This window comes from uncultured Microscilla sp., from assembly GCF_947493425.1.
Lineage (GTDB): Bacteria > Bacteroidota > Bacteroidia > Cytophagales > Microscillaceae > Microscilla.
Map to the genome: position 1 here is coordinate 13166 of NZ_CANLRP010000111.1, position 16285 is coordinate 29450.

Sequence of the window (16285 nt, forward strand, 5' to 3'; positions counted from 1 at the left end):
AACACAAATAATTTATGGAATCGACTCCAAAGTTTGAATGCACTTTGGTTAAAAAGCAGAAGATTAGGTTTGTTAATTCTATATCTTTTAGAATACGACTGCCATCGAGCAAAATGGTGCATACATCGATAAGCTTTAGTTGCATGTAAGTTTTCATCGTAGGTTTACCAATACCTGTTACTTCGCTTTATACATTACGAACGGCTGTTTTTTCTTAAATGCAAGCACAAATGACAAGATTTTTTACAAAACCCTCTTTTACATTTTTTACCCTGGTTTTTTTAGGTGCGGTTCAGTTGGCAACTGCCCAAACTGCTGACTTTGCACCACAAATTGTTGCCAATGGATGCCAGGTGGCAACTTATCGTTTCAATGACGCTACCAATTATGGAGGCACTGGTAAAACCACCGCCAATGTGTGCTATGAGTGGGACTTTGGCAACAGCAATGGTATCACCAAGGTAATAGCCACCGCCAATAGTGGAGGGCGTCCGGTAACCAGCCCGGAAGCTTCGTATACTTCTTCGGGTACCTACAATGTCAGGCTAAGGATTTTTGACCACGATGGCACCAACTGTACCAATACTTTGGTGAGTGAGGTGACCAAAACAATTGTAGTATATGACGAGCCCTCGCCAAGTTTTACTACATCTACTACCTTTGGCTGTGTGCCTTATACGGCTACCTTTCAGGATCAAACAGATGTTTCGAGCAATTTGGTAGGAGCCATTGAAGAATGGACCTGGAATTTTGGTGATGGAAATTCTATTACAGTCAATTCGGCTGCACCAGTAAATCATACCTATACCATCCCTGGCGACTATCAGGTAACCCTGACTGTAAAGACCAATGCCGGAGGCTTGGTGCAGTGTTCGGGGTCGCTGGCAAGGCCCAACCTGGTAAGGGTAAGACATACCCCTACTGCTGGCTTAAACCTAAGCAGTGCCCAGCCTTGTGCCGTGCCTTATATTGCGAGTTTTCAAAGTACTTCTACTATCCCTTCTACACCATCGCCTCCTGGCAATATTACTACCTACAACTGGACTTTTTATGACGCTGATGGCACCACAGTGCTGGCCACCAGTAGCGACCAAAACCCAAGCAATGCGGTTACCTACAATGCTTTTGGTACTTATAGGGTTACTCTGCAGGTTACTTCGGCCGATGGTTGTACAGACATAGCCGATATACCCAATGCGGTGGTCATTACCGACCATACCACTGATTTTACGATACCTACCAAACCCCCTTGTGTAAACGAAAGCCTTACTTTTACCGAAACATCTTCGGCAGGAGCCACGGGGTATGCCTGGGCTTTTGGCGATGGCAACACCTCTACCACCCAAAACGGTACCCATACTTATGCAGCAAGCGGTACCTACAATGTAACTTTGACTACTACTTTTTCGGATGGGTGTACTGAGTCGGTAACCAAGCCAGTAACGGTGAATGATTTGCCTGATGCTACTTTTCAGGTATCGCCTACGGTAGGCTTGTGCGAAGTACCCAAAGCTTTTACCTTTACTCCCAACATTGCCGATGCCCCAGGCATTACTTACCAGTGGAACTTTGGCGATGGCAATGTATTGGGGGGAGGGTCTTCTACCAGCAGGATAGCAAACCATACTTACACCGATTTTAACACTTATACTGTTACGTTGACTGTGACTTTGCCAGGTCCTGAGTTGTGTTCTCGAACCGAAACTTTTAATATTCCAGTACTTGAGCCCTCGCTTGACTTTACTTTTTCTCCCGATCCTGCCAAAGGGTGTCAGCCTTTGATGGTGACATTTACTCCTACCAACATTGTAGCCAACGAAGCCATTGCCAGTTATATCTGGACCTTTGGCGATGGCAATACCCAAACAGTGACAGGGCCTACTCCCTCTCCTTATACCCATACTTATACTGCAGGAGGAACCTATAGTGTAGACCTGGAGATTGTGACTACCAACGGGTGTAGAAAAAACATTACTAAAAACAATATTATTTTTGTGGGTGAACCCCCGGTAATCAACGACATTACTTTTAGTCGCACAGGTTGCCGCCGCGATGGTACAGGAACGGGTATTACCCTTACTCCAGTTTTTGGCGCAGTGACCGCTGATAGTATAAGCTGGGATTTTGGTGATGGCAACACTTTAGAAGATGGCACGCTACCATTCAATACTACACACTTGTTTGACCAAACCGGAAACCTTACGGTTACTTTAAAAGCCTACTTTAATGGTTGTGAGGTAGCAGTTCCTTTTACTAAGAATATTCAGATCGATGGGCCTGTTTCTAAATTTGTAACTGTTGATAATATTGGTTGTGCCAGTGGTTCTACCATTACGTTCAACAATATGACCAGTCTGGATGCCCTCAATGGTACCACTACTTATACCTGGGACTTTGGCGATGGCACACCTCCTCAGTCCTTTACCTCAAAACAGGCAGCCCTCACCCATACGTATGCTACCCCTGGCGATTATACCGTAAGATTGACTTCTAGCAATGATGCTGCGCCAGTGTGTACCGATTACATGGAGATACAGGTAAGAATTACCGCGTCTAATGCCTCTTTTACGGCATCAGCCACCGATATTTGTCGTACTACCCCAGTAACCCTTACCAATACCTCTACCACTACCGGTAACGGTACCATTGTTCAGTGGCAGTGGGACTTTGGCGATGGTACCTCAGTTACCAATAACAATGGCAACCCGGTCACCCATACTTATGTGCCCAGGGCTACCCCTTATACGGCGGTATTGACCATTACCGAACAAGATGGTTGTACGTCTACCAGTGCTCCAGTAAACATCAATGTAAGAGGACCATTGGCAGACTTTAATACCCCGGCTACAGTTTGTCAAAACCAAGCTGCTACATTTACCGATGCTTCTACTGTACAACCTAATACCAACAATATTGTAAGGTGGGAGTGGAACTTTGGCGACCCGGCAAGTGGGGTAAACAATACAGCTACTTTTACTACTGCTACCAACCCTACTCACCAGTTTAGCTCCCCTGGTACCTACACGGTTACTTTGAGGGTGGTAGACAACGACGCTACAGTAGGCCCTTGTGAACATACCATTACCAAGCAAATAGAAGTATTACAACCACCTGTGCCTACTATAGTCACTCCACGCGATACGTTTTGTACGGCAGACCCTGGACCCATTGCATTTGATGCTTCGGGTACTACTGGTAATATTGTAAGCTATACCTGGGACTTTGGCGATGGTGGGGCGGGTACTACTTTTGGGGGTACTTCGGCTACTCCTTCGCATACCTATACTGCCGATGGTTTGTATACGGTTACTGTTACCGTGTTGGATGTGAATGGTTGTTCGGCTTCTGTGTCAAAAAATATTGTAACCATCTCTCCTGATGTGGAGATCAGGGCGAATGGATTAACTACTGACCAAGTGGTGACTTGTCCACCTGGAAATATCAACTTTACTGCTGATCCATTGCCCAATGCTGCTACGACTAAGGTCACGAGCTGGCAATGGGACTTTGGCGATGGCAATGTGGCCAATGTACAAAACCCACCTACCCATACTTATTTGTTTCCGGGTAGTTATACTGTAAAGCTAACCGCAGTAACTGAAGCAGGCTGTACCATTGTAAAAACACTTTCCAATTTCATATTGGTACAAGGTCCAGAGGGTACTTTTACTTTTACCCCTGACGAAGTTTGTTATACAGGCACGGTTGCTTTCCAGATTACTGGTCTTACCAATGTGTCTACTTATCAACTTGACTTTGGTAATGGTACGGCAACGGCAGTAACGCCTGTGCCCGGTGGAACCAACTCAAGTACTATCATTAACGAAGTGGGTACTTATAATGGTCCTGGTGTTTTTACTCCTATCCTTACACTAGTAGATGGCACAGGCTGTACCGTAGCTTACCCTTCTCGTATTGGACCTGTAACAGCCAGTGGTAACCCGACGGCGAATTTTACCTGGAACAATGGGGCAAGCGGGAGCATTTGTAGAAATGTACAGTTTACTTTTGATGACTCCAGTACCCCTGATGCGGCTTCTATACCCAACCCGGCACTACAGGCAAATATTACTACCCGAGAGTGGACTATTTTTGATGGCACAGGGGGAGGAGCTTCGCCAGTGGCAACCTTGAGCGGTTCGTCTGTCAATTATACTTTCCCAAGTGCAGGTAGTTTTGATATTAGGTTGAAAGTGACCACGGGCTTTGGTTGTACCAATGAAATTACCAAAACGGTGACTGTAGTAGAGCCCAATATCACTGCCGCTTTTACTTTTAGTCCTAACAACATTTGCCCCGAAGAACAAGTAAATTTTGACGCAAGTACCTCTACCAGTACCAGTGGTGGTGGTCCTTTGCCATTGCAGTATGCCTGGCGCTTTATCAACGATGCTACTGGTACTGTGGTAGGAACTGCCAATATTGAACAACCAAGCTTTAAGTTTCCTACGGCGGGAGTTTTTAATGTAGAGCTGACCGTAACCGATGCCGTGGGCTGTACCAATGGGTCTACAGTAACCCAAGCCATTACAGTACAACCCAAACCCCAGTTTAGTACAGGGCCATCGGATGCTACCATTTGTTCGGGCGATACCCCAGTTACATTTAGTGCTACTGTCACAGCAGCTACTTTAGCAGTGGCCGATGTAAACTATCAGTGGCAGGTAGACGATGGTGGTGGGTTCATTGATTTGAACAACAACGCTACTTATGCTGGAACCAACGGTACCTTAAGTGGTGCGTCGGCTACTACCGACCTGGTATTGACTAACCCTGCCATTACTTTGAACGGGTACCGCTACCGTTGTGTGATTCAGCAGGTAAATACTACCCAGTGTAGAGATACTACCAATATAGTTACCCTGATTATTAACCAGGCACCTACGCCTTCCAATGCTGGCACCGATCAAAATCTTTGTGATGTAAATACTACCAACCTTGCGGGTAATGTAGCTACCATTGGTACAGGACAATGGACCCAGGTAAGTGGCCCACCAGCCACCATAGCCAATGCCACTAGCCCCACTACAGCTATCAATGGTTTAGGGGCAGGAGTATATGTGTTTCGCTGGACGATAAGTAATGCACCTTGTCCACCCTCTACTGATGAGGTCACCATTACCAACTCGCAAAGCGCCAATGCCGGGCTTGACCAAATCACTTTGTGTAATGCAACCAACGCTACTTTGGGAGGAAACCAACCGGTAGGAACCGGATCTGCTGGAACCTGGTCGTTGGTGTCAGGTCCCAATACACCTACTTTTGCCGATGCCAGTGTGTTCAATACAACGGTCAGTAATTTGGTAGTGGGTACGTATGAATTGGAATGGCAAATTGCCGGGGCACCGGGTTGTGGTACTACCAGCGACCGGGTGATTATCCAGAATAACAGTATTCCTACTTTTACGGTGCAGCCTTCTAACGAGGTGATTTGTCAGGGACAAAATGTTACTTTTACCGTCAATGCCGGAGCCATTAACTATCAATGGCAAATAGACGATGGCAGCAATCCAGGCATTTTTGTAAATGTGAGCAATGGAGGTGTGTATAGTGGAGCCACTACTGCCTCGCTTACGGTTACGGGTGCACCAATTGCTTTGAACAATGCCAAATATCGTTGTGTGGTGACCAATGCTACTACCTCTTGTCAAAATACATCTAATGAGGTAACCTTAAGGGTAATACCCACCCCTGTCACCAACGCCACACCAAGCGCTACCAACGTGTGTCAGGGCAGCAATGTGACAGTAAATTTAGACGATACAGATGCGGGCTACCAATACCAACTACGTGTAGGCACTACTCCAGTGGCAGGGGTGGCAACCCTTACAGGAACGGGTGCAGCGATGAGTTTTGCTGCTTTTGCCCCAGCTACTACCGCTACCTACAATGTATTGGTTACAAGTACTTCCATTGGGGGCAAGTCTTGCGAAACCCAATTGGCGGGTACCTTTACGGTCACTGTAGACCCCACGCCTTCGGCAGCAGTGATTGGAGGTAATCAAGATATTTGTGGAGCCACTACTGCTACTTTATCAGCCACCACGCCTGCCGTAGGTACCGGTCAGTGGACAAGTGCTGGGCTTGCCGTGGTAGACAACCCTGCCAATCCTAATACTACAGTGTCGAACCTGCAAGTGGGTGCCAATCAGTTTACCTGGACAGTAACCAATGGTTCTTGCCCTCCGAATACGGCCACAGTAACTATTACCCGCTCTGAAGCACCTACTGCCAATGCCGGGCTTGACCAAACCATCTGCCCTGATAATATTAATTTAAATGCTACTAAAACACCAGTCGCAGCTGTAGGTACCTGGACAATTATTAGCAAACCTGCTACCTCACCAGATCCTACTTTTGCTGACGCCAATAGTGCTACGACCAACGTAAGTGGCTTGCAAAATGGGAGTTATACTTTCCGCTGGACAGTGGTAAATGGCAATTGCCCAGACGCTACTGATGATGTAGTAATTACGAGGGATGCCGCCGCAGTGACCTCAAATGCTGGCACCGATATTAATATATGTGCGACCACAGCTACTTTAAATGCTACAGCTCCTACTGCCGGAACAGGTACTTGGACTATCGAGTCGGGTGGGGCGGGTGCTACCATTACTAATACTGCTGACCGTACATCTACTGTCACAAACTTACCTGTGGGAACAACCACTTTGCGTTGGACAGTAGCAAACTCGTGTGGAAATGCTACCGATGATATAATTATTACTCGTTTTGAGGTACCTACGGCAAACGCAGGACTTGATCAGACAATATGCCCAGACAACCTTGATTTAAATGCGACTAAAACGCCAGCAATGGCTGTGGGTACTTGGACAATCATTAGCAAACCTGCGGCATCTCCAGATCCGACCTTTGCCGATGCCAACAGTGCTACTTCTAACGTAAGTGGTTTGCAAAATGGAAGCTATACTTTCCGTTGGACGGTAGTCAATGGTAATTGCCCAGATGTTACCGATGATGTAGTCATTACAAGAGATGCTTCTCCAAGCGTTTCAAATGCGGGAACCGACATCAATGTATGCGCTACTAATGCTACACTAAATGCTACAGTACCCACCAGTGGTACAGGGGTATGGAGTATTGTATCGGGTGGGGCAGGTGCTACTATTACCAATACGGCTGATCGTACTTCTACTATTACAAATCTACCCATAGGAACAACCACCTTGCGTTGGACGGTATCAAATGTTTGTGGGAATTCTACTGATGATGTGGTCATTACACGCGATGAGATACCTACTGCCAATGCTGGCTTGGGAGGCAACATTTGCGTAGACAACTTTACATTTAACGCTACTTTAACTCCTGCTTCGGCTACGGGGCTATGGACAGTTATTGCCAAACCGGGCGCAGCACCCAACCCTACCTTTGCCGATGCTACCAGTGCTACTACCAATGTAAGTGGATTAGCTGAAGGTACTTATACCTTCCGTTGGACAGTAACCAATGGCGTGTGTGCACCCGTTTCGTCTGATGTGACGGTGACCCGCGACCCCGCGCCAAGTACTTCTAATGCTGGGGCTGATCAAACGCTTTGTGCGGATAATACAACCTTGAACGCTGCTAATCCAACCAATGGAACTGGCGTATGGACTGTGGTAGCCGGAGGAGCAGGAGCAACCATTACCAATACGGCAAGCCGTACCTCTACTATTACAAGCCTGCCTTTAGGGGCAACTACTTTGCGTTGGACAGTGACCAATGCTTGTGGCACCTCTACTGACGAAGTAATTATTACGCGTGAAGAAGTACCTGTGGCAAACGCTGGTATTGACCAAACAGTTTGCCCTGACAATGCGATATTAAATGCCACCAAGTCTCCAGTAGTTGCGGTAGGCACCTGGAGCGTAGTAAGCGGACCAAGCGTGCCTACGTTTAGCAGTACTGCTGACCCATCTGCTACAGTGAGTGGTTTGGTGACTGGGGTATATGTATTGCGTTGGACAGTCACAAATAATACTTGCGGTTCGGTGTTTGACGATGTAACCATTACCCGTGATCCAGTACCGAGTGCATCTGATGCTGGAACTGATCAAACATTGTGTGCCGCCACTACCAACCTAAATGCAGTGGCGCCTACCAGTGGTACAGGGGTTTGGTCTATCTCTTCGGGAGGTGCCGGACTTACCTTTGCCGATGTAAACGACCGCACCACAGCAATCAACAATATTCCCTTGGGTGCTACAGTGCTCACCTGGACAGTAACCAATGCTTGTGGTACTTCTGCCGATCAGGTAACCATTACCCGCGATACCGACCCAACTACTGCTAGTGCGGGCACCGATCAAACGCTTTGTGGTACTTCGGGAGTGTTAAATGGCAATACACCTACTTCGGGCACAGGTACGTGGACACTGGTAAGTGGTGGCGGAACCATTGTGAATCCTAATAACCCCAATTCAGCCGTAATTAATTTGCCTGTGGGCAATAATGTATTTCAATGGAATATCACCAATGGTACTTGTGCTACCCCGTCTAGCGATCAAGTAACCATTACCCGTGAAGGTAGTGTGACTTTATCGGATGCAGGACCTAACCAAGTGGTTTGTTCTGGTACCAGTGTTACGCTTGCTGCCAATACTCCTACCAGTGGTACCGGGCAATGGTTTGTGAGTGCAGGTACAGGTACGATTACTAATAACTTAGACCCCAATACTACGGTGACTAGTTTGGGAGCTGGAATTAATACCTTTGAGTGGAGGGTGATAAACTCTTGTGCCACGTCTATTTCTACGGTAGACATAGAGGTAGCCAACAATACTACAGTAGCCAATGCCGGAGGCGATCAAACGCTTTGTGCCAATACTTCTACTACCCTAAATGGTAACAACCCAACCGTAGGTACCGGACAGTGGCAGATAGTATCGGGGCCAGGGTCTATTGCCAACCCCAACAGTTCTACTACCGTTGTCAATGGTTTGGTAGTAGGACAAACCACGGTTTTCCGCTGGACAATTACCAATGGCTCTTGCCCTTCTAACCAAGACGAAGTAAATGTTACGGTAACTGCGGCTCCTGTGGTAAGTGCTGGGACTCCCAACACGGTTTGTGGAACAGTTTCAGTATTGAATGGTTCAGATTTGCAAGCGGGTGAAACCGGACAGTGGACAGTAGAGGCTGGCTCAGGGGTGTTTTTAGATGGTACCGATCCTAAAACCGGGGTTTCGGGGCTTACCTCTGGAGCATTGAACCGTTTCCGATGGACGGTAACCAAAGCAGGTTGCTCACCAGTATCACAAACTGTAGATATTACCAGCGTAGCCCAACCAACAGTGAATGCAGGTTCTCCTCAAACGGTTTGTGCAACCACTGTTACACTGGACGCCAGCAATCTTGCTACAGGCGAAACCGGACAATGGACGGTAGAGTCAGGTACGGGTACTTTTCTTGACTTAACCGACCCTAAGTCGCAGGTAAGCGGACTGAGTGCTGGGTTGAACCGTTTTCGTTGGACTGCCACCAATGCGGCTGCCTCAGGTTGTACAGCATCGGGCACCGTAGATATTACCGTTATACCTCCACCTACAGTCAATGCAGGAACCAACCAAACAGTATGTGCTACTACTACTTTCCTGGATGCCAGCAATTTGGGCGCAGGTGAAACGGGACAATGGACTATAGAATCTGGAACAGCGGTATTTGTAGACGATACTGACCCTAAATCAGGGATTTCGGGTTTGACCTCAGGAGCCACCAATACTTTCCGTTGGACGGTTTCTAAAACGGGATGCCCGCCAGTATCGGAAACTGTGAATGTTACGGTAATACCACCACCTACGGTGAATGCAGGTTCGCCTCAAACCCTCTGTGCTACTACTGCTGTGCTTGATGCAAGTAACTTGGGCACAGGCGAAACTGGGGTGTGGAGCGTAGAAGCAGGCACAGGAACCTTTTTAGATGCTACTGATCCTAAGTCAGGCGTTTCGGGCATGACAGCTGGCGTAGTAAACCGTTTCCGTTGGACAGTGACCAAAACTGGTTGCCCTCCTATATCTCAAACTGTAGATATTACTGTAGAAGCTATCCCTACCACTGCCAATGCCAATGGTGACCAAAACTTATGTAATGTAACCTCGGCAACAATGAATGCCAATACGCCTACAGTGGGCACCGGGCAATGGCAAATTGTATCGGGTCCGGGTACCATTGCAGCGGCACAATTATCCAGCCCTAATGCAGTGGTGAATAACTTAAATACCACTACCCCTACTGTACTTAAATGGGTGATTAGTAATGGAGGTTGCCCACCTTCTGAAGATCAAATCACGATTACAGTAAATGGTCCACCTACTACCTCGGTAGCTGGAGCTGATCAAAGCCTGTGTAATGTAACTACCACCGCAATGGCGGCCAATACGCCTGTAATAGGTACGGGTACCTGGACAAAAATATCTGGTCCAGGTGTTATTGGGGCAGCTGAAATAAACAACCCTAGTGCTGCGGTTACTGGTTTGACTCCTGGTACTACTACACGTTTCAGATGGGTGATTAGCAGTGGAGCTTGTGGCTCTTCAGAATCTTTTGTAGATATTAGCGTAGACGCTTTGCCCACGACTGCGGCCATTGCTGGTGGCGACCAAACTTTATGTAACGTAACCACTACTACCATTACTGCCAATTCGCCTACAGTAGGCACCGGACAATGGCAGCTGGTATCAGGACCAGGTAATATTACCAATGTCAATGCAGTAAGTACCAGTGTGACCAGCCTAAACAGTACTACACCTACTGTAGTACGTTGGGTGGTCACCAATGGAGGGTGTACTTCGCAAGATCAAATCAATATTACAGTAAACGCAGCACCTACTACAGCAAGCATTCCGGCAGGAGATCAAAACTTGTGTGATGTTACGACAACGACTGTTACTGGAAACACCCCCACAGTAGGCACAGGTACCTGGACAAAAATATCTGGCCCTGGAACGATTGTATCACCTGGTAATGCTACTACTACAGTCAGTAATTTAAATAGTACTACACCCACGGTATTAAGATGGCAAATCACCAATGGTACCTGTAACTCTGACGCTCAGGTAACGATTGCAGTAGATGCGGCCGCTACTGTAGCCACTACCAATGGCGATCAAACCTTATGTGCCACTACTACCGCAAATATTATCGGAAACACGCCTACCGTAGGTACTGGGGCTTGGGTGAAAGTGTCAGGGCCTGGAAATATTACAGATATCAACAGTGCCACTACCACTGTTACAGGGCTTACTACGGCTACCCCCACCGTGGTACGTTGGACTATTACCAATGGAGCTTGTAATACCAATGCTCAGGCAACCCTTACATTAGAAGCAACTCCTACTGTTGCGGCGGCAGGTGCCGATCAGAACTTATGTAATGTAACCACAGCTACACTTGCTGCAAATAACCCCACGGTGGGTACCGGAGCCTGGCAAATTGTATCGGGTCCTGGCACCATTGCGGGAGCAGACTTGAACAATCCGAATGCGCCTATTACTGGTTTGAGTACTACTACGCCTACGGTAGCCCGTTGGGTGATTAGCAACGGAAGTTGTAGTTCACAAGATGAGGTGACCATTACAGTAAGCCCTGCGCCCACCACGGCTGCGGTAACAGGTGGCGACCAAACGCTTTGTAATGTAACAAGCACGACCATCACTGGCAACACGCCTACGGTGGGTACCGGAGCTTGGGTGAAAGTATCGGGTCCAGGTACGATTACCAATGTAAACAGTACTACAACAACGGTGACTGGCTTGAACAGCACTACCCCAACTTTTGTGAAGTGGGTAATTAGCAACGGAGGTTGCCCTGCTTCAGAAAATCAAATCAGCATTACAGTGAATGCCGCGCCTACGGCATCTAATGCCGGAGCTGATCAAACCTTATGTAATGTGACAAGCACTACGCTTGCTGCGAATAACCCCACAGTGGGTACCGGAACCTGGCAAATTGTATCAGGCCCTGGAACCATACTTCCTGCCCAGGTCAATAGTTCTACGGCTACTTTGAGTAATTTGAGTACAACCACGCCTACTGTGGTACGCTGGGTAATATCTACGGGTACAGGTTGTACTTCAAGTGATGATGCTACTGTATCGGTAGATGCTTTGCCAACGACCGCTACGGTCACTGGTGGCAACCAAGACTTATGTAATGTAACCACGACCAACATTACTGGAAATACCCCGACAGTGGGTACCGGAATTTGGGTGAAGGTATCAGGTCCTGGCACGATTACCAACGTAAATGCGGCTACTACTACGGTCACTGGTTTGACTAGCACTACTCCAACCGTAGTAAAATGGGTAATCAGCAACGGTAGTTGTACTGATTCTGAGAGCCAAATCAGCATCAATGTAAATGCTACGCCTACGGTGGCCAATGCTGGAGGCAACCAAACGCTTTGTAATGTGACCACGGCTAATATTAGTGGAAACACGCCCACAGTAGGTACCGGAGCTTGGGTGAAAGTATCGGGTCCAGGTACGATTGCGAATGTAAATGCGGCTTCTACCACGGTGACTGGCTTGAACAGTACTACCCCAACTGTGGTGAAGTGGGTGATTAGTAATGGTACTTGTACCGACTCGGAAGACCAAATTACCTTGACTATAGAGGCACTGCCTACGGTAGCCAATGCTGGTGGCAACCAAACCTTGTGTAATGTAACCACGGCGAGTATTACTGGAAACGCACCTACAGTAGGCACTGGGGTTTGGGTGAAAGTATCGGGTCCAGGTACGATTACCAATGTGAATGCCGCGTCTACCACGGTGACTGGCTTGAACAGTACTACTCCTACATTAGTGAAGTGGGTGATCAGCAACGGTAGTTGTACCGATTCGGAAGACCAGATTAGCCTGAGTGTAGACGCATTGCCCACGGTGGCATCAGTAACCGGAGGAGACCAAACATTGTGTAATGTAACCACGACCAACATTACTGGTAATAACCCGACAGTGGGTACCGGAATTTGGGTGAAAGTATCGGGGCCTGGCACGATTACCAACGTAAATGCAGCTTCTACCACGGTTACTGGATTGATTAGTACTACCCCAACCGTAGTGAAGTGGGTGATCAGCAACGGTACTTGTACCGACTCAGAAGACCAAATCACAATTACAGTAGATGCTTTGCCGACCACAGCAGCGGTCACTGGTGGCAACCAAGACTTGTGTAATGTAACCACAACCAACATTACTGGAAATGCCCCGACAGTGGGTACCGGAATTTGGGTGAAGGTATCTGGTCCTGGCACGATTACTAATGTAAACGTGGCTACTACCACAGTCACTGGATTGACTAGTACTACCCCTACTGTAGTGAAATGGGTGATTAGCAACGGTAGTTGTACCGATTCTGAGAGTCAGATCAGCATCAATGTAAATGCTACGCCTACGGTGGCCAATGCTGGAGGCAACCAAACATTGTGTAATGTGACCACGGCTAATATTAGTGGAAACCCACCCACGGTAGGTACCGGAGCTTGGGTGAAAGTATCAGGTCCTGGTACGATTGCGAATGTAAACCTGGCGAATACCAGTGTAACTGGCTTGAACACAACTACGCCAACTGTGGTAAAATGGGTAATTAGTAATGGTACTTGTACCGATTCGGAAGACCAAATCACCATTACAGTGAATGAAGCGGCCACGATTGCGGCGGCAGGTGCCGATCAGAACTTATGTAATGTAACCACAGCTACACTTGCTGCAAATAACCCCACGGTGGGTACCGGAGCCTGGCAAATTGTATCGGGTCCTGGCACCATTGCGGGAGCAGACTTGAACAATCCGAATGCGCCTATTACTGGTTTGAGTACTACTACACCTACGGTAGTCCGTTGGGTAATCACGAATGGAAGTTGTAGTTCACAAGACGAGGTGACCATTACGGTAAGCCCTGCACCTACTACGGCGGCAGTAACAGGTGGCGACCAAACCCTTTGTAACGTAACCAGCACGACCATCACTGGCAACACGCCTACGGTGGGTATCGGAGCTTGGGTGAAAGTATCTGGTCCTGGAACGATTACCAATGTAAACAGCACCACAACAACGGTGACAGGTTTGACGAGTGCCACGCCTACTTTTGTGAAATGGGTGATTACGAGTGGAACCTGTAATTCAGAAAATCAAATTAGCATTACAGTGAATGCAGCGCCTACGGTATCTAATGCCGGAGTGGATCAAACCTTATGTAATGTGACGAGCACTACACTTGCCGCGAATAACCCCACAGTGGGTACCGGAACCTGGCAAATTGTATCAGGCCCTGGAACCATACTTCCTGCCCAGGTCAATAGTTCTACGGCTACTTTGAGTAATTTGAGTACAACCACGCCTACTGTGGTACGCTGGGTAATATCTACGGGTACAGGTTGTACTTCAAGCGATGATGCTACTGTATCGGTAGATGCTTTGCCAACGACCGCCGCGGTCACTGGTGGCAATCAAGACTTATGTAATGTAACCACGACCAACATTACTGGAAATACCCCGACAGTGGGTACCGGAATTTGGGTGAAAGTATCGGGTCCTGGAACAATTACCAACGTGAATGCAGCTTCTACTACGGTGACTGGTTTGACTAGCACTACTCCAACTGTAGTGAAATGGGTAATCAGCAACGGAAGTTGTACCGATTCTGAGAGCCAGATCAGCATCAATGTAAATGCTACGCCTACGGTGGCATCGGTCACTGGTGGCGACCAAACGTTGTGTAATGTAACCACGACTAACATTACTGGTAATAACCCTACAGTCGGTACTGGCCAATGGGTGAAAGTATCAGGTCCTGGCACGATTGCGAATGTAAACCTGGCAAGTACCAGTGTAACTGGTTTGAACAGTACTACGCCAACTGTGGTAAAATGGGTGATCAGCAATGGCACCTGTACCGACTCGGAAGACCAAATCACGATTACGATCAATGAGGCTGCCACGATTGCAGCAGCAGGTGCCGATCAGAACTTGTGTAATGTGACTACAGCTACACTTGCTGCAAATAACCCCACAGTGGGTACCGGAGCCTGGCAAATTGTATCGGGTCCTGGCACCATTGCGGGAGCAGACTTGAATAACCCGAATGCGCCTATTACTGGTTTGAGTACTACTACGCCTACGGTAGCACGCTGGGTGATTACCAACGGAAGTTGTAGTTCACAAGACGAGGTGACCATTACGGTAAGCCCTGCACCTACTACGGCGGCAGTAACAGGTGGTGACCAAACGCTTTGTAATGTAACAAGCACGACCATTACCGGAAACACGCCTACGGTGGGTACCGGAGCTTGGGTGAAAGTATCGGGTCCTGGAACGATTACCAATGTAAACAGTACTACAACAACGGTGACAGGTTTGACTACAACTACTCCTACGTTTGTAAAATGGACAATTAGCAACGGAAGTTGTACTGCTTCAGAAAACCAAATCAGTATTACAGTAGATGCAGCGCCTACGGTGTCTAATGCAGGCACGAACCAAACCTTGTGTAATGTAACCACGGCAACAATGGCGGCGAATACGCCTGCGGTAGGCACCGGAGCTTGGGTGAAAGTATCTGGTCCTGGTACCATAGCAGCGGCCGAGGTAAACAACCCAACTGCTCAGATCTCTGGTCTAACGGCTGGTTCGACTACCCGTTATCAGTGGGTGATCAGTAATGGGGTTTGTACCAATTCCAGCAGTACGGTAGACATTATTGTAGATGCCTTGCCAACGACCGCCGCGGTCACTGGTGGCAATCAAGACTTATGTAATGTAACCACGACCAACATTACTGGAAATACCCCGACAGTGGGTACCGGAATTTGGGTGAAAGTATCCGGTCCGGGAACGATTACCAACGTGAATGCAGCTACTACCACGGTCACTGGATTGACTAGTACTACTCCAACTGTAGTGAAATGGGTGATTAGTAATGGAAGTTGTACCGATTCTGAGAGCCAGATCAGCATCAATGTAAATGCTACGCCTACGGTGGCCAATGCCGGAGGCAACCAAACGCTTTGTAATGTGACCACGGCTAATATTAGTGGAAACACGCCCACAGTAGGTACCGGAGCTTGGGTGAAAGTATCTGGTCCAGGTACGATTGCGAATGTAAATGCGGCTTCTACCACGGTGAATGGCTTGAACAGTACTACCCCAACTGTGGTGAAGTGGGTGATTAGTAATGGTACCTGTACCGATTCGGAAGATCAAATTACTATTACGGTAAGTCCTAACCCTACTGTGGCATCAGTAACGGGAGGCGACCAAACCTTGTGTAATGTAACAACAGCCAA

1 protein-coding gene is annotated in these 16285 nt (G+C 47.8%); it reads left to right on the forward strand.

Translation table 11 applies throughout. From position 1 onward, the window contains the following. Positions 1-230: 230 nt before the first annotated feature. On the forward strand, positions 231-16285 hold a 16055-nt coding region (locus Q0954_RS23045; RefSeq protein ID WP_299460892.1), incomplete at its 3' end, for a PKD domain-containing protein.